Genomic DNA, 22,034 nt, shown 5'->3' on the forward strand with positions numbered 1-22,034 from the left:
CCATAATGAAACCGAAGCAAAACAGACAAAAGCATATGAGGATAATGTAGGATACATCCATGAAAGGCATATGCGGAGAGAGGGAAAATGACTAATTGTGACGCTTGTGTCAATTATGAATATGACGAAGACTATGAATGCTATTGCTGCATGGTGAATCTGGATGAAGATGAAATGTACCGCTTTTTATCCGGAACCCAGCAGGAATGTCCCTACTTTCGACTGGATGACGAATATGCGGTGGTAAGACACCAGATGTAAGGTAAAAATTCACGAAAGCAAGGTCAAAAAGTCTACTTAAATGGTAGAGAATGCTGATTGTGAAAGTAAAAACCGAGTAGTATAATACGAAGTTGCGTACTGAAAAATAGTACGCAGCTTCTTTTGTTTGTGTGCAACATAATGATGATGCCAGGGTGCTATGTGCCAGTGGCACATGTCTAGCACGGACCGAAGCGGAGCGGAGACGTGGGAGTGCGTAGCACGGAGCAATCCGTAGGCATCAAAGTCGGGGGCTTTTGACCCCGACATCAAAGAAATGAAATACTAAAGTTAACAGGTAGGGTGACAATATCATGAAATATGTGAAACAATTTTCGATTATCCTGGGAATCTCCTTTTTGGCAGAGCTTCTGGAGATCCTGATCCCGTTTCCCATCGCAGCCAGCGTTTATGGTTTGGTGATCATGCTGGTGGGGCTGATCACGAAGCTGATCCCACTGGAAAAGGTGGAGACCGCAGCGGATTTCCTCGTGGATGCCATGTCCATTATGTTTGTACCCGCAACGGTAGGTATTATGGCAAGTGTAGATGCACTGAAAGAGATGTTGCTTCCTATTTGTGTGATCACACTGGTATCCACGATACTGATCATGATCGTGACAGGCCGGGTGTCCCAGCACATTATCCGGGGACAGAAAAACCGTGATGCGGCAGCTGTTGCGATGGCAGGAATCAAAGTGACCGATGATGGCAAGGAGGGAAAATAAATGAATGAAATATTGAGTCAGTCTATCTTTTTCGGTATTGCCATTACACTGGTCACATACGAGATCGGTCTGTGGATCAAACAGAAGACCGGAAAAGCCATTGCCAATCCCTTACTGATCTCCGTAATCCTGATCGTGGCAGTATTGTTATTGTTCCATATAGATTATGAGACCTATGCAAACGGCGCACAGTATATCAGCATTTTCCTGACTCCGGCAACGGTCAGCCTGGCAGTGCCTCTGTATCGTCAGCTGGAGCTGTTAAAGACTTATCCCAAGGCCATTTTCGGCGGAATCATCGCCGGCGTGCTGACTGCCATGGTGAGCGTTTTTGCTTTAAGCCTGATGTTCGGTCTGAATCATGAGCAGTATGTAACGCTTCTGCCGAAGTCCATTACCACGGCTATTGGTATGGGGATTTCTGAAAAAATGGGTGGTATTGTGACCATTACCGTAGTTGTCATCATTGTCACCGGAATCTTAGGTAATATTCTGGCAGATACGATCTGCCGCCTGTGTAAGATCGAGGATCCTATTGCCAAAGGTCTTGCCATCGGTACCAGTGCTCATGCGCTGGGAACTGCAAAAGCCATGGAACTGGGTGAGATCGAAGGCGCCATGAGCAGTCTGTCCATCGTGGTCTGCGGTATTTTGACCGTGATTTCGGTATCTATTTTTGCAAACTTTATCTAGTATAGAAAAAAATATTCTGCGCATACTAACCTCGCAAATAAGAAAAAGGAGGTTAACAGCATGAGTGATATTTCAGAATTAGATCTGCAGAATCTGCGCCATCTGATCGGCGGTTTTGACACGACCCACTGCAAAATGCAGGAGTACGCCAAGGAAGCGGAGGACCCGAAGGTAAAACAGTTTTTTGAAAAGGGTGCCCGCAGCGCGATGGAGAACAAACAGCAGCTTATGAAGTTTTTGCAGTAAGGAGGCAGCAGAATGCAGGAAAAGACAATGGTAGCAGATACTCTGGCCGGAATCAACGGCGAGCTGACCCGTTATGCGGGAATGATCGCCCAGTCGGAGAATAAGGAGTTAAAACAGACACTGAAGCAGTTCCGTACGGCCTGTGAGCAGTCCCAGGAGGAACTGTACCAGATCGCCAGAGAGAAGTCTTATTATGTGCCGGCGGAGAAAGCCACCGCAGAAGAAGTGGCACATGTGAGAAGCCTGTTCACACAGGGAACTCTGTAGATCCGAAGGTAATAAATATAACTTATAAATGTAGTTTAGAGTAAATCTCCCGGAGAATTTATTCCCGGGAGGTTTATTTTAGTGCACTTGATAAGAAGCGTTGAATCTGGCAGGGAGCACTGCCCGCAAGGCTCATTTTGCATGTGACATCCCGTCGGGAGCAACGTGCAAAGGTGACCTGTGCCGCATAGGACATACCGCTGCCCGCATATAGTGAAACGAAGGAATAGCAGGCGGTTTATGAGATGCTTAACTATATCTGGGCAGGAATGATCCTGTTAGGCGTGATCTATGGTGTCTGTACCGGGCAGATGAGCGCACTGACGGGAGGCGCGTTAGACAGTGCCAGAGAGGCCGTGAGCCTCTGCATCACCATGGCGGGGGTCATGGCATTGTGGATGGGACTGATGGAGATCGCGCAGGAGTCTGGAATGATTGCGAAAATGACAAAAGGGATTCGCCCCTTTCTGAAATTCATGTTCCCCAGGCTCCCGGAGGATCACCCGGCAGGGGAATACATAACCACGAATCTCATTGCCAATGTCCTGGGGCTTGGCTGGGCCTGCACGCCGGCTGGATTAAAGGCCATGGAGCAGCTGGCTGAGCTGGAGAAACAGAGGGCAGAACAGCGACGGATAGAGCAGCAGAGGATGCAGCCTGTGAACAGGCAGTTACGACCAGTGGCAGGGCAGGGGACGGAGAAGGGACGGCAGGGATCGGAGGATCGGCGGTATGGAGCAGAGGCCACGGCAGCCAGCAACGAGATGTGCACCTTCCTGATTCTGAATATTTCATCCTTACAGCTGATCCCAGTCAACATGATCGCCTACCGCAGTCAGTACGGCAGTGCCAACCCCGCGGTGATCATTGCTCCGGCGCTGGTGGCCACACTGTTCAGTACGATCATTGCCATCATTTACTGTAAATGGAAGGGCAGGTGAGGATCATGATGAACGCATTGACACACATGTCAGATATTATGATTCCCATGGTGATTTTCTGGATCGTGGGTTATGGGATGGTCTCGGGGGTGAAGGTCTATGAGACTTTTTTGAAAGGGGCCAAAGAGGGCCTGCGCATCGTTGTGGAGATCCTTCCGACACTGGTAGGATTGATGATGGCAGTGGGGATTCTCAGGACCTCCGGCTTTTTTGACCTGCTGGGGCATCTGATCGGACCTGCCACACAGGCGGTGGGACTTCCGGCACAGCTGATACCGCTCCTCATTGTGAAAATGTTCTCTTCCTCTGCGGCAACCGGGCTGGTACTGGATATTTTTAAGACCTGTGGGCCGGATTCTTATGCCGGGATGCTGACTTCGATCCTCATGAGCTGTACCGAGACTATTTTTTACACCATGAGCGTGTATTTTCTGGCAGCAAAAGTAACAAAAACCCGCTACACGCTGCCGGGGGCATTGCTGGCAACGTTAGCGGGAACAGTGGCAAGTATTTTCCTTGCGGGAAAAATGGGATGATAATCCCACGATATGCGAATATTGGGTAGAATTGTGAGAGTGCGTAGCACGGAACAATTCGTGGGCATCATATAACTAAATCAACTGCAAGCTTCGCAAAATGAACAAGAACACCGTCAGGGTGATGGAACTTAAAAAAGTGGTGGCTACGACCACACTGGAAGTCAAAGTTCCTTCGTGGTTCATGTTTTTCGCCATGATATAACAGCTTACAGTGGTGGGAGAGCCCAGCATAATGAGGATCGCCACCAGTTTTTCTCCGGTGAAGCCGAAATACACGGCCAGTGGCAGAAACAGAGCGGGCCATATTACCAGCTTTAACACGGTTGCCACTCCGGTGGGGGCTAAAAGCTTTAAGGCTTTTTTACCCTCGAATCCGGCACCGAGGCCGATCAGGGCCAATGGGGTTGCCAACACGGCGATATTGCTGATGGTCTTCGAGATGATCACGGGATAACTGATCCGGCAGGAGCTGGACAACATACCCAGGGCGATACTGATAATGATCGGATTCGTGATGATCCCTTTTAGGGATTTCAGCAGGGATTCCTTATCGAAGCCCTTCGCATCCGGTCCGGTGAAGGACAGGATCAGCACGGCAGCGATATTGTACAGGGGAACCGTACCCACGATCATCAAGGGAGCCATGCCGGAGTTCCCGTAGATATTCTGTATAAAGGCGATACCCAGGACAGCGGCACTGCTTCGATAGCTTGCCTGGACAAGCTCTCCCAGGCGGGATTTGTTCTTATAAAAAATGCCTGCCAGGACCCAGGTGATGACGATGCAGAACAGGGTCACGAAGAAGCAGAACAGCACGTAACCGGTATCCCATACACTGTAAAAATCTGCAGTGGACATGTCCTTGAACAAAAGTACGGGCAGGGTGATTTTATAATTGAATGAATTCAGGGTTTTGACAAAAGAGTCGTTGGTAACATGCAGCTGCTGTAAAACATAACCGATCACCATGACCAGGAATACGGGGATCGTTGCATTGAGACTGAATAATAGTTGTTCCATGGGAATTTGTATGCCTTTCTGCTATCGGAAGCGGAATATAGGAAGCGATAAGCCCCTCTCTTTTTGCAAGTATAGAAAAGGAGAGGGGCTTTGTCAAGTTACGGGCTTGTGATGTTTTATTTTACAGCGTTGATCTTGTAGATAAATTTCACACTGCTGTCCATACCGTTATTGTCTCCGGTGAAGGAGTTGTAATTTTCGGATACGGAAGAGGTAGCTTTCATACGATCGATCACTTCCTGAAGTTCATCGGTATCCATATCAGTCAGTTTGCTGATGGCTTCGTCATTGTATTCGATCATGCCGTCCTTTAATTCCTTGGAACCATCCTTCAGCTGACTGATACCATCGATCAGCTTATCGCTTCCATCGGAAAGCTCGTTTACGCCGTTAGCCAGTTTGCCGCTGCCGGAGGCCAGATCTCTGGCACCTTCTACTAAAGTATCAGCACCATCATACAGCTCTTTACTTCCGTCTGCCAGTTTGTCAGCGCCATCCTTTAACTGGGAAGCACCGGCAACGACCTGGGCGGAACCGTCAGCCAGTTTGGAAGCACCGGCACTTGCGGATGCTACACCGGCGGTGTAAGTCTGGAGACCGGTGTAGAACTGATTATAGCCATCCAGAGAAGCTTTCAAGGCAGCAATGCTGCCGGCAGCTTGTGAAAGACTTGTGGCTTTATCCTGAATGGTTTTCAAATTTGCCTGAAGTGCGGCATCACCTGAGGATACGCTCTGGGATGCCTGAATCATACCCTGATATTTTTCAATTGTCAGTCCGGCCTGCTGGAGGACATATCCCAGAGCAACGTCAGCATCCGAGAGAGGCTCCATTTGCTGATACAGAGTATTTAATATGGTCGCATAATTAGATATTGTCAATTCTTCCGGAAGCGTGAGACCAGCAGCCGTTAACTGGGAAGCTGCAGTTTTCAACAAAGTATCGAATACCTGGCCGGCAGCGCCGTTCAAAGTATCATTCTGTGCAGTCAGCTGACCGAGACCATTCTTCAGATCATTAGTACCGGACTGCAGGCTCTGTGTACCTGCTAACAGGGTCTTGGTGCCCTCCTGCAGTGTACCGATGCCGCTCCGCAGAGAACCGACACCGCCTCTTAAAGTGACAGTACCGTCAGCTACTTTGTAAGCGCCATCCCGGAGGTCGTTGGAACCATCGGACAGTTCTTTTACACCATCCTGCAAGTCACCGGATTTGTCATAAAGCTCTGTGACACCATCATAAAGATCGGAAGTCCCGTCCAACAGTTTGTTGGTAGCATCCTCCAGATCATCCATTGCCTCTGTCAGGTCATCGAGATCATCCACATTACTGAAATCCAGGCGGGAGAAGACGGAATTGGTGGCGATGCAGTAGGATTCATTCATGGTGAAATCCGTTGCATCGGCCTCAATCTCCAGATAATCGTCGAAATCCTCTTCCATATCCAGGTTCGTACCCAGCCCGGGGAAGACGATACCGGTGACAACGCTGTGGCTGCCGTCGTTGATGACCTTACCTGAGGACACCTTAATATTGCGGAAATTGTCATTATCCAGGATCATACCGGTCATTACCGCAAAAGGAACATAAATCTTTTCCTCTTTTCCGGCAATCTCACGGGTCTCATATAATTCGTTCGTGTAATCATAGCGGATCACTACATGACCGCTCTGGCCGTTCAGATCTGATGGGGAGATCTCCTTGCCGTCCAACGTATAAGTAACTTTCAGGGAAATGGGAGCATCCTTATCGGGATTGCTCTGGGTGTAGGAATCTTTTTCTCCCTGATTCTTCAGCCAGTCGCTGACGTAGATCTTCTGCTGGGTTCCGTCTGCATTCAGGATCACATAGACGGTCTCATCAATGGAGGCTGCGGAGGTATCTTCGGATTTCCAGATGTCATCTACGGCATCCCGGATCTGCTCCTTGACCTCGGTCTCTTTCTTTTCGGAAGTTTTTGCATATACGGAGACACCGGTAACACTTAAGGCTACCACACCGGCGAGGCACAGAGCCCCGGTTCTCCAGGCTTGTTTTTTCAAATTGATCATAATCTTATGCCGTCCTTTCTTTCAATGTATTGGAGGGTTCTGCATTCTTGTTCCGGAAGCCGATGCTGGTGACACAGATCATCTTGTCGAACAGCATGAACATGGCCGGCAGGAACAGGATAACAGCAAACATACTTACAATAGCGCCTCTTGCCATCAGATCACAGAGGGAACTGATAATGTCCACGTCGGAATACAGGGCAACACCGAAGGTGGCGGAGAACAGTCCCATGGCGCTGACGATAATGGAAGGAATGGATACCTTCAGGGCGTTGGTGACAGCTTCACGTTTGTCCCTGCCTTCGTAGCGTTCCTGCTTGTATCTTGTGGTCATCAGAATAGCGTAGTCCACAGTAGCACCCAGCTGAATCGTACTGATACAGATCGGGGCAATGAAAGGAAGTGACGTTCCTGTCAGGTGAGCAAGGCCCAGATTGATGAAGATGGACAACTCGATAACAGCTACCAGGATCAGCGGCAGGGTAATACTTTTTTCTACCAGAGCAATGATCACGAAGATCGCTACGATAGAGACGGTATTTACAACTTTGAAGTCCTCGTCGGTGGTCTCGATCAGATCCTTGGTACAGGGAGCTTCACCGATCAGCATGCCCTTGGAATCGTATTTTTTCAAAATAGTATTCAGCTCATTGATCTGGGCATTTACCTCATCGGTAGCGGTCTTATATTCGGAGTTCACCAGAAGGAGTTCCCAGTCATCACTCTTTAATACTTCTTTTACGGATTCCGGAAGCATTTCCTCTGGTACCAGGGGGCCCACTACGGATTCCAGACCCAGAGCATATTTGATACCCTCGACGTTTTCCATCTCGTGGATCATGGCACGTACGTCAGTGTCAGATACATCGGTGCTTACCAGTACCATATGGGTGGCACCTACACCGAAGTCTTCCTGCAATTTGCTGTTGGCTACCACGTAGGCCATATCTTCGGGAAGGGTTTCACCGAGATCGTAATACACTTCATTGTTGGTTGCCTTATAAGACAGATAAGAAGGAAGTACCAGCCCCAGGAACAGGATCAGGAATACCGGGAATACTTTGGTGATACCTGAAGCAACTTTTCCCATATCCGGCAGCAGGGATTTGTGACTGGTCTTCTGTAATAACTTATCCAGTACCAGGATCATGGAAGGAAGCGTTGTGACACAACCGATGACACCCAGGATGACACCCTTGGCCATGACAATACCAAGATCCAGACCTAAGGTATAGCTCATAAAGCACAGAGCGATAAATCCGGCTACCGTGGTGATGGAACTTCCGACCACGGAGGTCAGAGTGTTGTTGATGGCTACAGCCATGGCTTCCTTGTTATCCTCATACATACTCTTCTGTTCTTCGTAGCTGTGCCAGAGGAAAATAGAGTAGTCCATGGTTACAGCCAGCTGCAGGACAGCGGACAGTGCTTTGGTCAGGTAAGAGATCTCTCCGAGGAAATAGTTGGTACCCATATTTAAGAGGATTGCCATACCGATACTCATCAGGAAAACAAACGGTGTGATCCAGTTGTCCATGAAGATCATCATGGCTACGCAGGCCAGTGCAACGGCAATACCTACATAAATCGGTTCCTCTTTTTCGCACAGATCCTTCAGGTCGGTGACCATGGCGGACATACCGGAGACAAAACACTGCTTGCCGGCAATGCTGCGGATCGCTGTGATCGCCTCCATAGTATCGTCGGAGGAGGTGGAGGTATCGAAGAAGATCGCTAGCATGGTGCTGTCACCGGAATTGAAAGCGTCATATAGTTTGGAAGGAAGTATTTCCATGGGAACGGAAACATCTGCGAAATCGTCATACCAAAGAACGGTGTCCACATGATCTACATGGGAAATATCTTCCCGAAGGGAGGAGACATCCTTGGGATCCATTCCCTCGATAATAACGAAGGAAAAGGCTCCTTTTCCAAATTCATCCATCAGAATATCCTGACCCACTACCGTGTCAATATCACCGGGCAGGTAAGTCAGCATATCGTAATTGATCCGCGTCATGATCATACCGATCAGGGAAGGGACCAGTAGTGCAACTGCCAGTATCAGAATAGGAATACGGCATTTTACGACCCATTTACCAAATTTCATAAAACAGGGCTCCTTTCGTTGTCGATTCTTTCTCAATTGGTATTGTATGCAAGGAATCCAGTCTTGAAAACGGACAAAAAAAGGCAATGCACAAAAATTGCGCATTGCTCTTAAATAATCCAAAATATGTGCAAACATGGACAAATGTCCAAATTAACGGGACACACGGGTCAGGGCTGCTTCGATATTTCCGTGGAAAATCTCGCCGACACGCCGGATCAGTCCCTCCGGATCTTTCTTCATTCCGGTGTTCAGCCAGTCTAAAATCATGCCCACCAGGGCAAATTTGTAAAAATCTACCACCATTTTCTGATCTTCGGGAAATACTTTTTTATGAGCCACATGTTCCACCTGTTCCGTGATCCTGGATACATATAGCCGCATGACCTCTCCGGCGATACTGTAAAGGTAGCGCTCCACCCGTTCTCTGCTGACGGAATTGTAAATATGGTAGACCAGACGCTTATTCTCCAGAGCGAACCGGGCAGCGGAGATAAAGCCGTCCTCCCAGGAGTCCATATCCAGATGCTGTGACAGTACCCGCTCCACATCTGCATTCAGAATGTGTTCCAACAGAGCGGTGATATCCTGAAAATGATAGTAAAAAGTGTTGCGGCTGATGCCGCAGTCATCCACGATGTCTTTTATAGTGATCTTATCCAGCGGCCGTTCATTCAGCAGCCGGATAAAGGATTCTTCGATAGCCTTGCTTGTAAACTGTGTCATGGGTTCCTCCAACCTGATGATCCGTACACTTTATCCTATCACAAAAACGTTAATTTGTCATTAAAAGCAGGTCTTCCAGTGAGGAAAAATCAGAAGTTCCCTGTTCCAGATAAAAGGTATGGAATCTAAGGTCGGAGTAAGCATCTTTCCAGTGACTTCTGGCGGTGTCCTGCAACTGCAGAATCTCCAGATAACCGATGTAATATTTCGGATAATTACAGGGCTCTTCTGCGATATAAGTGTAGATTGCTTCGCAGGTCCCGGGAGAATCAATACCGAATTTCCCAAGAACCTCTGCCACCTGATCGTATCCGGCGCCCTCTCCGTGGATCAGGAGGTCCAACAGAGTGTACATGCACAACTGCAAGCTGCGGGTATGTTTCTCCAGCCGGGCCGACTGTGCGGCATCCGACTGTCCGGCCTGTTCCAACAGAGTGGCCGCATAATCATAGGAAAGAAATTCCACATACAACGCCCAGCCTTCGAGATAACCGCCGTACCAGATGAGTTTTCTGGCAGGATCCGTGTGCATGTCGGAAAAGATGCGGCTGCTGTACACGGTCTGGTAGAGATGACCCGGGAACCCTTCATGAGCCAGTGTGGTGTAGAGCTCCAGTCCCTGAGGGGAGTTCCGGCGGTTTATATATATGACATTATTGTCGGAATCTCCCAGAGGCGTGGTTAGGTAAAAGGCCGGTGCACTATAGGGTTCCAGACTGGGGACCACATCTTTGACAGTGACGGTGGGAACGGGACTGCTGACAGGAAAGTCATTTTTCATACGAGCCTGTAGATCCGAGAGCATTTCTTCCGGTTCTGCCAGAGGGAAAACTGCCGTATTTTCTTCAGAAAGCAGTGTAATCAGGGAAGGGGACTGGGAAGCCAGATTGCGGATTGCGGATTGCTCTTTCTGAAATTGCACAAGCAGCATCTGCACCAGTTCTTTTTCGGAACGGGAGGAACCGGTCTCGGAAAACAGCAGATGGAGATAGTAGGTCTTTCCGTCCGGCAGCAGGGCGAGCCCTTTCGGGAGCCCATTGTGGGCACTGTTGTTTTTGCCCGAAGCAGCATTGGCAGTTGTTTCGGATGCAGTGGAATCGGCATTGGTGGAAGTCTCCAGAGAGTGTAGCCCTTCGGATAGGGCGGCATAGGCGGGCTGCACCACCGTGGCAAGCAGGCGGTCGTTGGTCTCAATCAGAGAGGCAGTCTCCTCCGGTGTAAAAAGTCCCTGCTTCTGTAGCTCTGACAGGCGGTCTTCAAAAGTAGTCTGTAAAAAATGGGTTCCCTGTGCCAGTTCTTCGGTTGTGACAATGGTGTCACATTGCTTCCGGACTTTTTCTGAGGAGCAGGCAGGCATAAAGAAGCCTGCGGCAGCTTTTTCCTGCTCGTAGAGAAGCAGGGAGGCAAAATAGTCATCTATCTGATCCAGGAGAGCCAGGTAATCCGTGACATCCCGTTTTGTGCGGAAGGTGTATTCCGCCAGCAGAACGGGAAGCTGGGACTGCATTCCGGAGGAAGGTGACAGAGGCTCATTGTAATAAGGAAAATCTGCCAGAGCCAGATCATTTTCCAGAGAGCGATGCAATAACCGGTAAGTATAGGCATTTTCCGGGGAAAGTCTGTCAGGGTCTATACGGTCAAGCCGGTGCAACAAGTCGGAACAGTGTTCTTTGCTGTCTTCCGGCTGGCCGGAGTGGTAGATCGGAAGCACAGGTTCATATTCGGAGATGCCAAAGGTCTTTGGATCGGCAATGGTGTAGTGCATATTCAGGGTACTGCCAGTCATTTCCTCCTGAAAAAGTTGAGAGGTGAATTGCTCAAAACGTCTATCCGGGGAGGTATGGGAAGCTACAAGGGTCAGAGCACCGGTGAGGGCGCAGAGAAGACTAATACATACGAGTAGTTGAGGGAAGGAGAGAGGGGGACGTTTACGCACGATGATTACCTGATGAAAAAGAGTGTTGGTAAGAGTATATGTGAATACTCCGCGGGATAGACTTACTGCAAGGTTGTACACCATACAACTATATACAAATGTACCTAAAACAGGTAAAAGATGTATTGACTTTGTACGGTGGTCTGATTATACTGAAAGTGATTATGGAGACAAAATATCAAAACCTCATTAATTACATACAGGAACAGATCTCAGACGGACAACTAGGTCCGGGAGAGAAAGTTCCCTCGGAGAATCAGCTGTCGGAACAGTTCCATATCAGCAGGCAGACGGTGCGGAAAGCTATCGGCACGCTGGAGGAGGACGGGCTGGTGCAGAGGATCCGTGGCAGTGGCACTTATGTGAACTTTGACCGCCGGAAGAATCTGGAACAGCGCAACAGCATCGCCGTGGCGACTACCTACGTGGACAGCTACATTTTCCCCAGAATTTTACAGGGAATGCAGAATACTTTATTTGAAAGCGGGTTTTCTGTCCAGATCTATTTCACAAACAACACGCTGGACCGGGAGAAAAGTATTCTGAAGGATCTGTTGAAACGGGACGATGTGGCCGGAGTGATCATTGAGGGGACAAAGAGCGGATTGCCGAATCCGAACCTGGATCTGTACCGGCACCTGATGGCCAGAAAGATACCGCTTCTGTTTTTCAATACCTATTATCCCGAACTGGAGGCACCGCATGTATCGTTAAATGATGCGGAGGCGGCTTACAAGGCCGTAAGATATCTGATTGACAAGGGGCATCAGAAGATTGGGGCAATCCTGAAGCTGGATGACGGTCAGGGCAGACAGCGTTATCTGGGATATCTGAAGGCCATGGAAGAGGCCGGGCTCACTGTGACGGATTCCCGGATGGTGTGGATCGACACGGACGAATCGAAGCAACTTGGTTACTGCCGGGACAGAATCCTGAATCGGGTGGAGGAGTGCACCGCCCTTCTGGCATACAATGATCAGATTGCCTTTCAACTGATCCGGATGCTGACGGAACGCAATATCCGGGTACCGGAAGATGTGTCAGTCATCAGCATCGACGATTCGGATCTGGCGAGACACAGCGAGGTGCCCATCACTTCCCTGCCGCACCCCAAGGAGAATCTGGGGAAAAAAGCAGCGGAGACATTATTACAGATGATCGCGGGCAGGAAAAAGAACCTGACTTACGAATTTGACACCCGTGTCGTAGAGCGGGAATCTGTTGCGGAATGCACTGAAAACGGGAATAAAAAATGAGATAAATAAAGAAGTGAAAAGGAGAGAACACAATGAGCGAAGCAGTAAAAGAAGCGATCAGAACAGGAAAAACAGCCCTCGGTATTGAGTTTGGTTCCACCAGAATCAAAGCGGTACTGGTAGATGAGAGCCACGCACCCATCGCCATGGGAACCTACGACTGGGAGAACCGTCTGGAGAACAACATCTGGACCTACAGCCTGGAAGATATCTGGAAAGGCCTGCAGGGATGCTACAAGAGCCTGACAGACGATGTAGAGGCAAAATACGGTGAGAAGCTGACCACCCTGGGCTCTCTGGGATTCAGCGGAATGATGCACGGCTATATGCCGTTCAATGCAGCCGGAGAACTTCTGGTGCCTTTCCGTACCTGGAGAAATACACAGACATCCGAAGCCTGCAAGAAGCTGATCCCGGTATTTAATTTCAACATTCCCCAGAGATGGAGCATTGCACATCTGTATCAGGCTATTTTGAGCGGAGAAGATCATGTGAAGGATATCGCATTCTTCACCACCCTGGCAGGATACATTCACTGGAAGCTGTCCGGAGAAAAGGTGCTGGGCATCGGTGAGGCAGCAGGTATGTTCCCCATTGATTCCACCATTATGGATTTTGATCAGAAGATGCTGGATCAGTTCGATGGCTTACACAATTTTGACTGGAAGATCCGTGACATTCTGCCGAAGGTACTGGTAGCCGGAGAGCCTGCCGGTGTTCTGACCGCGGAAGGTGCAAAATTACTGGATCCCACCGGAACCTTACAGCCCGGCGTACCCATGTGCCCTCCCGAAGGTGATGCGGGAACCGGCATGGTAGCCACCAACAGTGTGGCAGTCCGCACCGGTAATGTCTCTGCCGGAACCTCCATTTTCGCTATGGTGGTACTGGAGAAGGCTATGGAAAAAGTACACGAAGAGATCGATATGGTCACCACTCCCGACGGTATGCCGGTAGCTATGGTACACTGCAACAACTGTACCTCCGATCTGAATGCCTGGGTAAATCTTCTGGGCGAATGTGCAGAGAGCTTTGGCGTAAAAGTAGATAAGAATGAACTGTACGGTGTGCTGTACCGCAAGGCACTGGAAGGTGCTGCGGACTGCGGCGGCGTGACAGCATACAATTATTTCTCAGGAGAGCCCATCACCGGACTGGATGCAGGGCGTCCCATGGTGGTAAGAACTCCCGATGCGGATTTCTCACTGGCAAACTTCATGCGTTCCCATCTGTACAGCGCAGTTGCTACCCTGAAGATTGGCATGGACATTCTGTTAAAAGAAGAGCATGTGGCCGTGGATTCCCTGATGGGCCATGGCGGCTTCTTCAAGACTCCCGTGGTGGGACAGCGTGTCATGGCAGCAGGCATGAACGCACCGATCACCGTTATGGATACAGCCAGTGAAGGCGGTGCCTGGGGTATTGCTATTCTGGCAGCTTTCATGAAGGAGAAAAAAGACGGCGAGACTCTTTCTTCCTATCTGAATGACAAGATCTTCGCAGGACAGACCGGAACCACACTGAACCCGGATCCCGAGGATGTGAAGGGATTTGATGCTTTCCTGGAAGAGTACAAGAAACTGCTTCCCGCAGAAAAGGCAGCCGTTGCGGCAAAATAATTTTTCAGATGCAATTTGAGCCTGCATAGTGTACGGAAGTACACGATACCTATGTGTCGGAAAGTTGGCAGGCTGTGGAAAGGAATGAGATTAAGTATATGTTAGAGGAATTAAAACAGAAAGTATATGAAGCAAATATGGATCTGCCCCGGTATGGTCTGGTGACTTTCACCTGGGGAAATGTCAGCGCCATTGACAGAGAGAGTGGACTGTTCGTGATCAAACCCAGTGGTGTAGATTATGACAAGCTGACACCGGAGATGATGGTAGTCATGGATCTGAACGGCAATAAGGTGGAAGGGGATCTGAATCCCTCTTCCGACACTGCAACTCATCTGGAGTTGTACAAGGCGTTCCCGGAGATCGGCGGTATCGTGCATACCCATTCTTCCTATGCTACCAGTTGGGCACAGGCGGGAAGAGACATTCCCTGCTACGGAACCACCCATGCAGATTATATCTACGGTCCGGTTCCCTGCGTGCGCTGCCTGACAAAGGAAGAAATCGAGGACGCTTACGAGGAAAATACCGGACACTTGATTGTCAACGAGTTCAAACGTCTGGGCAAGGACCCGAAAGCAGTGCCTGCCGTTCTGTGCAAGAACCATGGGCCTTTTGCCTGGGGCAAGGATGCCAGAGAGGCTGTCCACAATGCGGTAGTACTGGAAGAGGTGGCAAAAATGGCTTATCGTGCAGAGACGATCAACCCCAGAATTCAGCCGGCACCGCAGGAGCTGCAGGATAAGCACTATAATCGCAAGCATGGAAAGAATGCATACTATGGCCAAACAGTTCAGAAATAGAATTTGGCTTATAGTGCGAGGGTGCTTGCACACAGAGCACTATATGACAAATTCTATTAGCGGAGCGCACCTCCATGAAATGAATTTGTGAGTGGAACGAACAAATTTATGAATGGAGGTCTGAACTGTATGCTGGAATTTGCCACCGCAACATTTTACGGTAGAAGAGCAATTCTTTTACTAGACTAGCATTCGGAAGTATGCTAGTATAACAACGTAAATCGCAACAGATAAGCCAATATGGCGGAATGGAGGAGACAATGAAGAATTTAGAACTGCAAAAGCGTGCCAATGATGTCCGCAAGGGCATTGTGACCGCAGTTCATGGTGCGAAAGCAGGACATCCCGGCGGATCCCTGTCAGCCGCAGATATTTTTACTTTTTTATATTTTGAGGAGATGAACATTGATCCGAAGAACCCCGATATGGAGGAACGTGACAGATTTGTATTGTCCAAGGGTCATACCGCTCCCGGACTCTATTCCGCACTGGCTAACAGAGGATATTTCCCGGTAGAGGATCTGCCCACACTGCGTCATCTGGGCTCTTACCTGCAGGGACATCCCTGCATTCATATCCCCGGCGTGGATATGTCTTCAGGATCCCTGGGACAGGGTATCTCCGCAGCTGTAGGAATGGCGCTGGGTGCAAAGATGGAAAATCGTGATTTCCGTGTATACACTCTGCTGGGTGACGGCGAGATCGAGGAAGGCCAGGTATGGGAGGCAGCCATGTTCGCAGGCTTCCGTAAGCTGGACAACCTCTGTGTTATGGTAGATAACAATAATCTGCAGATCGATGGACCTATCGACCAGGTATGCTCTCCTTATCCTATCGATAAGAAGTTCGAGGCATTCAATTTCCATGTGATCAATGCAGATGCTCATGATTTTGATGCGATCCGTGCAGCATTCAAGGAAGCAAGAGAGACCAAGGGCATGCCCACCTGTATCGTATTCCATAGCCTGAAGGGTAAGGGCGTTTCCTTCATGGAGAACAGTGTGGACTGGCACGGCAAGGCTCCCAACGATGAGGAGTATGCAGTGGCAATGGCAGACCTTGATAAGATCGAAAAAGAATTAGAGAAAGCAGGTGAGCAGTAATGGCAGAGAATACCGTGAAAAAAATCGCAACCAGAGAAAGCTATGGTAACTCCCTGAAGGAGCTGGCTGAAGAATTCCCCAATCTGGTCGTATTGGATGCCGACCTGGCAGCAGCTACCAAGACCGGAATCTTCCGTAAGGCATATCCCGACCGCCACATCGACTGCGGTATCGCAGAGTCCAACATGATGGGTGTGGCTGCAGGACTGTCTCTGGTAGGTAAGATTCCCTTCGTAAGCTCTTTTGCAATGTTCGCAGCAGGACGTGCTTTTGAACAGGTACGTAACTCTATCGGTTACCCTCATCTGAATGTCAAGATCGGTGCGACCCATGCAGGTATCACCGTAGGTGAGGACGGCGCTACCCACCAGTGTAACGAGGATATTGCTCTGATGCGTACCATTCCCGGCATGGTAGTAATGTGCCCTTCCGATGATGTGGAAGCAAGAGCCGCTGTCCGTGCCGCTCTGGAATATGAAGGACCTGTATATATTCGTTTCGGACGTGCTGCAGTACCCGTGATCAATGATCATCCTGGTTATCATTTCGAGATCGGTAAGGGAACCATAGTCCGTGAAGGTAAGGATGTCACCATCGTAGCCACTGGTATCTGCGTAGATTCCGCTCTGGGTGCAGCAAAGATGCTGGAAGAGGAAGGCATCAGTGCAGAGGTTGTAAATATCTGTACCATCAAGCCTCTGGACGAGGAGATCATCATTAACAGCGCCAAGAAGACCGGCAAGGTAGTGACCGTGGAAGAGCATTCCGTGATTGGTGGACTGGGAAGCGCTGTCTGCGACTGTCTGTGCGCAAATCATCCCGTGCCTGTGAAGAAGGTCGGCATGCAGGATGTCTTCGGTGAGTCCGGTTCCGCTGCTGCTCTGGTAGAGAAGTACGGTCTGGATGCCAAGGGCGTTTACAAGTCTGTCAAAGAATTTCTGTAAGAGAATATAAGATATCAAGAGGAAGCCGCCAGTTATGTGAAAACAGAGACTGGCGGCTTCTTTTAGGTCATGGTATCATGAACTCGAAATAATAAATGAAAAAGAAGACAATATTGTAAAGAAGTCGATAATCAGGTAAAAGAAGTCGAAAATTAGGTATCAAAAGTCGATATTCAAGCGGAAGTTACACAAGAATATGATACTATATTAGATAGAAATATATATACGGTGCTGGTGTCACAACGGTTGGTGCTCTTAAGAAAGGCGAAATCATGTTAAGCAAAATGAAAAAATCTGTTGTAATTTGCATGAATAGTCTTATATCTGTAATTATTTTTTGCATGATAATAATGCTTTTATGTAGTTGCGTCAGTGCAGCTCGCACGACTTGGAAACAGGCAAAAAAGACTTATCATTCTATGGTGGAGTACTATACGCGCGATGTAGAAAATAATTTGAGCAATATTTCGGACTATCTTCTTCGAATAAGCGAAACAGCGGATTATTATGGTATGACTAATTGCGAAGAGGATAAAGAATCTATGAACAATTTGTCAAGACAGCGGCTGTATAATCAATTGAATGAGGATATTCTTGTTTATAGTTCTGCGGATTACTTTTTTATATTTCAAGACAAATATGCAGATATCATGATGGTGGAATCTGCAAAAAAGAAAGCAAAAATACAAAGTCAGAATATCAGAGAACAGTTGAAAAGGTTATTGGAGAGTAGAGAACCTACAGAAAAATGGGAGCTGTTTGATGCAGAAGGTTATCAATATTTAATCAGAGTTGTATCAAAGGATGGTGTGGGGATTGGCTGTGCAGTGAGCCTTAATCGACTGATTGAAACAATGCAAGCTGTACAACTAAGTGATTATTATGTTTCTTACTATAAAATAGGCACAATGATTTTAGACAACGAGTCAGGGAAAGATCTAAAAATAGAACTGCCAATTCAAGAAACAGATGTGGGTGTAAGAATTGTAATTCCTTCAGAAAAGCTATTTGAAGAAATCAGAACGTTATTAAACTTCAGTATGGTTTTTGCTGTGATTTTGATCATACTGCTTTTTGCTCTTTATATTTCCATGTATCACTGGTTTACAAATCCGGTAAAAAGGATTGTATCAGTAATGCAAAAGGTGGATGAAGAAGGAATAGATCTTAAAATGCCGGAGTTTGACAACTGGGAAGAGTATCATATTGTCAGTAAAAACTTTAACAATATGATGGAAAAAATTAAAATTCTGAAAATTGATGTTTATGAGAAAGAAAAAAAGCAGTCTGAGCTGTATAAACAATATTTAATGCTTCAGATTAACCCTCATTTCTTTTTAAATGCTTTAAATACTATTTATATGTTGAATAAAAGAAAAGATAACAATCAGGTAAATATTCTTCTAACATATCTGATAAATTATTTTAAAAGTGTGTTTGCTCGTCAAGGAGAAATGGTTCCTCTGAAGGAGGAAATCAATTTTATGTTAAACTATATGGCGATTCAAAAGTTTCGTTTTGCGGGTGCTATGCATCTTCAGTGTGAAATAGAGCCGGAAGCAGAAATCAGCATGGTGCCGGCTATGTGTGTATTAACTTTTGTGGAAAATGCAATCAAATATTCCACGGATTTCTCGAATGATTTGATGATTGTCGTTTCAGCCAAAGTAGAGGGAGACAATATAAAAATTGAAATTCAGGATAATGGAGAAGGAATTGAGGAGAACATTCTTAAAAAAATAAACCAAAATGAGAAAATTGTGAAAAACGATAGGGAGCATATTGGAATAAAAAATATAGTAGATAGAATGCACATGCATTATGGAGAGGCTGCCAGTGTCAAGGTTACAAATCGGGACAGTGGAGGAGTTAGCGTTGTCATAAATGTACCAAAATGAACAAAAGGGAAACTATAAGATAACTAGAAAAAGATGTTGGAATGGAGATCAGCTATGAACTTACTTATTGTAGATGATGAATATCTGGTGGTAGAAGAAGTAGTTACAGTAACGGACTGGGGGATGCTGGGTATTACGGAGATTTATTCTGCTACAAATGCAGTTAGCGCTGTTCGAATTTTAAATGAGAAAAAAATTGATATTATGATCTGCGATATTGAAATGCCTCAGACAGATGGATTGGAATTATCAAAAAAGGCAAAGGAAAATTTTCCGGATTTAGAAATCGTCATGTTGACAAGCCATGCGGAGTTTATTTATGTCAGAACTGCCTTGCGATACGGATGTTATGATTATCTGCTTAAACCGGTCATGGAAGATGATATTATTAAGGTGATGAAAAATCTTGTCACTAAGATTGAAAGAGAGCGTCATCAGGCGCAGTTACAGGAAGAAGGAATTGTATGGAACCAGTTAAAACCAGTATGGAAAGAAAAATATTGGGAGGAAATGCTCAGAGGACTACGTGATGATCCGAACAGGGAGTGTGAAGAATATGAGGAGAAGCAATGGAAAGAGGAGCAAGATAGAAGGCTGATCCCAATTTTATTTTATCAATATGCAAATGACAAAGCAGAAGAAGACATAAAGCAGACCAGGAAGAAGGTAAAAGAGGACTTGGGAACAGTGGCTGGTGACTTTCTGCTTCCGGTATTGTCTCAAAAAGAATTTGCAGGCCTGGTTTTTATTTCAGACGAGTGGCTGAGTTCTGGCACTGAAAGAAATGGCATAATATTAAAAGATGCGATATTACAGCAATTTAAGACAGAAAGATTATACGAAAAAATTGGAATATGCATAGGAGAAGTGTGTACAGGGAGAGAAGTACAGTCCATGGTAGATAAGCTTCGACAGTTTGCATGGAATAATGTTTGCAGTAGAAGACAGATTTTGGATATTATAAATATGCCTAAAAACAGTGAAGCAATTGGTATGCCTGATATGACGCTATGGAAAGCATATATTGATAATGGCAAGACTGTGGAACTTCAAGATATAATCCGAAAATGGCTTTGGGGAAAAGACAATGAGGCAAAGTTAAATAGGAGAGCACTTCAAATGCTTCAGTATGATTTGGAACAGTTGTTCTATTCGACACTTCAGGAAAATGGAATTCAGGCACATCAATTTTTATATGATAGAGAAAATGGATGTAACAGAGTAACAGCAATTGGTTCACTGGAGGAAATGGATGCATGGATTGAGGAAACTATGGGAGCTGTTTCCAGGATCATGCAGGATGTATCGAACTTAAGTGGGATCAGGGAACAAACGATTTATTATATACAGACCCATCTCGATGAGGAACTGAATAGGATAAAAGTTGCTTCAGCACTGTATTTAAATCCGGATTACCTGGATAGACGATTTAAAAAGGAAATGGGATGTTCGGTAAATCGCTATATTTTAAGGGAACAGGTAAATATGGCAAAAGGATTGCTGTTAAACCCAAAGATTTCCGTATGTGAGATTGCATCCCGGTGCGGCTATGAAAATATGTCTAATTTTTCTGCAATGTTTAAAAGAGAAGTAGGAATTTCACCAAATGAATATCGAAAAAACGGTGGGATGGAAAGACCTGATCTTTGAGGATCAGGTCTTTTTGTATAAAAATCATAAGTGAAGGTCGAGTTTCAAGTAGAGTCAGAACATAATAGCAGATTATACTATAGTTGATCCTAAATGAAAAGAATGATATGGAAAGGGAGGAACAAAATGTTTGATTTTTTTTCAAAGGAAGATAAACAACTATATAATATGTTAGGACATCTGAATATGGCTGAAAAAGAAATAAGCTTAAAGGATAACAGTGAAACAGAGATATATGAAGTCGCCGGCCCGGATGATAAATATGCTTTTTTGCATGAAGCAGCTATTATAGAATATCATGGAACGCTATTTGCTGCCTGGTATAATTGCGAGGAAAAAGAACTGATCGGACCTACTCCAATCAGACAAAAAAGGTCAAAAGACGGTGGAAAGACATGGAGTGATATTGAAACGATAGCGGAGGATCAAACCGGCAAAATTTTGTTCTGCCCACCAGTGTACGGTATTTGCGAAGATAAACTATATATGCTTATTAATGAAATGGTATCAGCAGATCATATTCATGCTCTTGATCTTTATGTATTTCAAGAGGAAAAGGACTGTTTTGAATTTTTATGGTCCAAACCGATTCCTTTTAAGCTAAATACGAATGTGTATAAGATGGCAAATGGGAAATTGCTTTTGCCGGGACGTATTGCTGAACTAGATGGCTTCCCGAATACTCCGGCGGTACTTATTTCGGATTCCGGGAAAATAGATGATGATTGGAGATTAGTATATATTCAGGAAAATGGAGACTTACCTGATGGTTCTAAGCTGGTACATCCGGAAATTACCGCAATCATAGAAGATAATAAAATTGCCATGTTTTCGAGAGATGACGAGCGAAAAGTTCCGCTTGTATATTTATCACAGGATTATGGCGAGACATGGTCGGATGCCTTTTCCTATGATATTCCTTTTTCAGATTCAAAAATATATGCGGGCACGCTTTCTGATGGTAGAAATTATATAATAGGAAATTGGTATCCGGGAAGAGAAAAACTTGTACTCGCATTCTCCAAACCCAAAGAAAGTACCTTTGAGACAGGCATTATACTACAAAATGGCTTTTCCGACAGATTAGGTTATGGAAAAGCGTGGTGTTACCCATGCGCCTATGAAGCAGATCATAAATTATATATTATATATACTGTATATTTAGAAAATGAAAAAAGAGGGGCTGCATTGTCCGTTGTTCCGTTGATATAACAGCTCCTGTATTTTTAAAGAAGATGCAGAA

Annotated in this window: 20 protein-coding genes; 15 read left to right on the forward strand and 5 right to left on the reverse strand. The window is 46.4% G+C overall.

The window, feature by feature from the left end:
* Positions 1–87 precede the first annotated feature (87 nt).
* The 7 genes from DW835_RS17990 (at position 88) to DW835_RS09955 (ending at position 3,672) form a co-directional block, all read left to right on the forward strand.
* The gene (locus tag DW835_RS17990; RefSeq protein ID WP_022312743.1) at positions 88–261 is read left to right on the forward strand and encodes a DUF6472 family protein; all 174 of its coding nucleotides are present in this window, start codon (positions 88–90) and stop codon (positions 259–261) included.
* Positions 262–575: 314 nt separating this feature from the next.
* Positions 576–989 (forward strand): CidA/LrgA family protein, encoded by a 414-nt coding sequence (locus tag DW835_RS09930; RefSeq protein ID WP_118668855.1) that lies wholly within the window; start codon positions 576–578, stop codon positions 987–989.
* Positions 990–1,682, forward strand: a complete 693-nt coding sequence (locus DW835_RS09935; protein ID WP_117569186.1) for an LrgB family protein — start codon at positions 990–992, stop codon at positions 1,680–1,682. It abuts the gene before it with no gap.
* A gap of 60 nt (positions 1,683–1,742) precedes the next feature.
* Positions 1,743–1,928, forward strand: coding sequence for a hypothetical protein (locus DW835_RS09940; RefSeq protein ID WP_022312740.1), 186 nt, complete (start codon positions 1,743–1,745; stop codon positions 1,926–1,928).
* 12 nt (positions 1,929–1,940) lie between these two features.
* The gene (locus tag DW835_RS09945; RefSeq protein ID WP_022152866.1) at positions 1,941–2,195 is read left to right on the forward strand and encodes a spore coat protein; all 255 of its coding nucleotides are present in this window, start codon (positions 1,941–1,943) and stop codon (positions 2,193–2,195) included.
* 245 nt (positions 2,196–2,440) lie between these two features.
* Positions 2,441–3,136, forward strand: coding sequence for a nucleoside recognition protein (locus DW835_RS09950; protein ID WP_118668854.1), 696 nt, complete (start codon positions 2,441–2,443; stop codon positions 3,134–3,136).
* Between the two features lie 5 nt (positions 3,137–3,141).
* Positions 3,142–3,672, forward strand: coding sequence for a nucleoside recognition domain-containing protein (locus DW835_RS09955; protein ID WP_347559371.1), 531 nt, complete (start codon positions 3,142–3,144; stop codon positions 3,670–3,672).
* Positions 3,673–3,747: 75 nt separating this feature from the next.
* Here the strand turns inward: DW835_RS09955 and DW835_RS09960 are convergent, their stop codons facing one another.
* From DW835_RS09960 to DW835_RS09980, 5 genes are all read right to left on the reverse strand, one after another.
* On the reverse strand, positions 3,748–4,695 hold the full coding sequence (locus tag DW835_RS09960; RefSeq protein ID WP_118668853.1) for an AEC family transporter: 948 nt from the start codon (positions 4,693–4,695) through the stop codon (positions 3,748–3,750).
* Between the two features lie 116 nt (positions 4,696–4,811).
* On the reverse strand, positions 4,812–6,746 hold the full coding sequence (locus DW835_RS09965; RefSeq protein ID WP_118504153.1) for a hypothetical protein: 1,935 nt from the start codon (positions 6,744–6,746) through the stop codon (positions 4,812–4,814).
* Between the two features lie 4 nt (positions 6,747–6,750).
* Positions 6,751–8,856 (reverse strand): MMPL family transporter, encoded by a 2,106-nt coding sequence (locus DW835_RS09970; RefSeq protein ID WP_118538593.1) that lies wholly within the window; start codon positions 8,854–8,856, stop codon positions 6,751–6,753.
* Positions 8,857–9,009: 153 nt separating this feature from the next.
* The gene (locus tag DW835_RS09975; protein WP_118504157.1) at positions 9,010–9,582 is read right to left on the reverse strand and encodes a TetR/AcrR family transcriptional regulator; all 573 of its coding nucleotides are present in this window, start codon (positions 9,580–9,582) and stop codon (positions 9,010–9,012) included.
* Between the two features lie 49 nt (positions 9,583–9,631).
* Positions 9,632–11,368 carry a DUF885 domain-containing protein gene (locus DW835_RS09980; RefSeq protein WP_182430296.1) on the reverse strand — a complete coding sequence of 579 codons (1,737 nt, stop codon included), beginning with the start codon at positions 11,366–11,368 and terminating at the stop codon, positions 9,632–9,634.
* A gap of 314 nt (positions 11,369–11,682) precedes the next feature.
* Here DW835_RS09980 and DW835_RS09985 point away from each other — a divergent pair, with 314 nt between their 5' ends.
* The 8 genes from DW835_RS09985 (at position 11,683) to DW835_RS10020 (ending at position 22,003) form a co-directional block, all read left to right on the forward strand.
* Positions 11,683–12,774, forward strand: coding sequence for a GntR family transcriptional regulator (locus DW835_RS09985; protein WP_118668868.1), 1,092 nt, complete (start codon positions 11,683–11,685; stop codon positions 12,772–12,774).
* 32 nt (positions 12,775–12,806) lie between these two features.
* The gene (locus tag DW835_RS09990) at positions 12,807–14,393 is read left to right on the forward strand and encodes an FGGY-family carbohydrate kinase (RefSeq protein WP_118668851.1); all 1,587 of its coding nucleotides are present in this window, start codon (positions 12,807–12,809) and stop codon (positions 14,391–14,393) included.
* Between the two features lie 98 nt (positions 14,394–14,491).
* Positions 14,492–15,196, forward strand: coding sequence for an L-ribulose-5-phosphate 4-epimerase (locus DW835_RS09995; protein WP_118504163.1), 705 nt, complete (start codon positions 14,492–14,494; stop codon positions 15,194–15,196).
* A 260-nt stretch (positions 15,197–15,456) separates the two neighbouring features.
* Complete coding sequence (locus DW835_RS10000) at positions 15,457–16,299, forward strand: transketolase (protein WP_118668850.1); 843 nt, start codon at positions 15,457–15,459, stop codon at positions 16,297–16,299.
* The gene (locus tag DW835_RS10005; RefSeq protein WP_117466035.1) at positions 16,299–17,243 is read left to right on the forward strand and encodes a transketolase family protein; all 945 of its coding nucleotides are present in this window, start codon (positions 16,299–16,301) and stop codon (positions 17,241–17,243) included. The genes DW835_RS10000 and DW835_RS10005 overlap by 1 nt, the downstream gene beginning before the upstream one ends.
* A 272-nt stretch (positions 17,244–17,515) precedes the next feature.
* Entirely contained in the window at positions 17,516–19,141 is a 1,626-nt protein-coding gene (locus DW835_RS10010) for a histidine kinase (RefSeq protein ID WP_117466034.1), read from the forward strand.
* Between the two features lie 54 nt (positions 19,142–19,195).
* Positions 19,196–20,791: a response regulator gene (locus tag DW835_RS10015; protein WP_172594674.1), complete on the forward strand. Its 1,596-nt coding sequence runs from the start codon at positions 19,196–19,198 to the stop codon at positions 20,789–20,791.
* 126 nt (positions 20,792–20,917) lie between these two features.
* Positions 20,918–22,003, forward strand: coding sequence for a sialidase family protein (locus DW835_RS10020; RefSeq protein WP_172594675.1), 1,086 nt, complete (start codon positions 20,918–20,920; stop codon positions 22,001–22,003).
* Positions 22,004–22,034: the final 31 nt, after the last annotated feature.

This window comes from Clostridium sp. AM34-9AC, assembly GCF_003480225.1.
In the GTDB taxonomy this organism is placed as follows: domain Bacteria; phylum Bacillota; class Clostridia; order Lachnospirales; family Lachnospiraceae; genus Acetatifactor; species Acetatifactor acetigignens.

What these genes read in the sequence shown, in the direction of transcription:
- DW835_RS17990 (WP_022312743.1), top strand. Translation starts at nt 88, where the DNA reads ATGACTAATTGTGACGCTTGTGTCAATTATGAATATGACGAAGACTAT.
- DW835_RS09930 (WP_118668855.1), top strand. Translation starts at nt 576, where the DNA reads ATGAAATATGTGAAACAATTTTCGATTATCCTGGGAATCTCCTTTTTG.
- DW835_RS09935 (WP_117569186.1), top strand. Translation starts at nt 990, where the DNA reads ATGAATGAAATATTGAGTCAGTCTATCTTTTTCGGTATTGCCATTACA.
- DW835_RS09940 (WP_022312740.1), top strand. Translation starts at nt 1,743, where the DNA reads ATGAGTGATATTTCAGAATTAGATCTGCAGAATCTGCGCCATCTGATC.
- DW835_RS09945 (WP_022152866.1), top strand. Translation starts at nt 1,941, where the DNA reads ATGCAGGAAAAGACAATGGTAGCAGATACTCTGGCCGGAATCAACGGC.
- DW835_RS09950 (WP_118668854.1), top strand. Translation starts at nt 2,441, where the DNA reads ATGCTTAACTATATCTGGGCAGGAATGATCCTGTTAGGCGTGATCTAT.
- DW835_RS09955 (WP_347559371.1), top strand. Translation starts at nt 3,142, where the DNA reads ATGATGAACGCATTGACACACATGTCAGATATTATGATTCCCATGGTG.
- DW835_RS09960 (WP_118668853.1), bottom strand. Translation starts at nt 4,695, where the DNA reads ATGGAACAACTATTATTCAGTCTCAATGCAACGATCCCCGTATTCCTG.
- DW835_RS09965 (WP_118504153.1), bottom strand. Translation starts at nt 6,746, where the DNA reads ATGATCAATTTGAAAAAACAAGCCTGGAGAACCGGGGCTCTGTGCCTC.
- DW835_RS09970 (WP_118538593.1), bottom strand. Translation starts at nt 8,856, where the DNA reads ATGAAATTTGGTAAATGGGTCGTAAAATGCCGTATTCCTATTCTGATA.
- DW835_RS09975 (WP_118504157.1), bottom strand. Translation starts at nt 9,582, where the DNA reads ATGACACAGTTTACAAGCAAGGCTATCGAAGAATCCTTTATCCGGCTG.
- DW835_RS09980 (WP_182430296.1), bottom strand. Translation starts at nt 11,368, where the DNA reads ATGACTGGCAGTACCCTGAATATGCACTACACCATTGCCGATCCAAAG.
- DW835_RS09985 (WP_118668868.1), top strand. Translation starts at nt 11,683, where the DNA reads ATGGAGACAAAATATCAAAACCTCATTAATTACATACAGGAACAGATC.
- DW835_RS09990 (WP_118668851.1), top strand. Translation starts at nt 12,807, where the DNA reads ATGAGCGAAGCAGTAAAAGAAGCGATCAGAACAGGAAAAACAGCCCTC.
- DW835_RS09995 (WP_118504163.1), top strand. Translation starts at nt 14,492, where the DNA reads ATGTTAGAGGAATTAAAACAGAAAGTATATGAAGCAAATATGGATCTG.
- DW835_RS10000 (WP_118668850.1), top strand. Translation starts at nt 15,457, where the DNA reads ATGAAGAATTTAGAACTGCAAAAGCGTGCCAATGATGTCCGCAAGGGC.
- DW835_RS10005 (WP_117466035.1), top strand. Translation starts at nt 16,299, where the DNA reads ATGGCAGAGAATACCGTGAAAAAAATCGCAACCAGAGAAAGCTATGGT.
- DW835_RS10010 (WP_117466034.1), top strand. Translation starts at nt 17,516, where the DNA reads ATGTTAAGCAAAATGAAAAAATCTGTTGTAATTTGCATGAATAGTCTT.
- DW835_RS10015 (WP_172594674.1), top strand. Translation starts at nt 19,196, where the DNA reads ATGAACTTACTTATTGTAGATGATGAATATCTGGTGGTAGAAGAAGTA.
- DW835_RS10020 (WP_172594675.1), top strand. Translation starts at nt 20,918, where the DNA reads ATGTTTGATTTTTTTTCAAAGGAAGATAAACAACTATATAATATGTTA.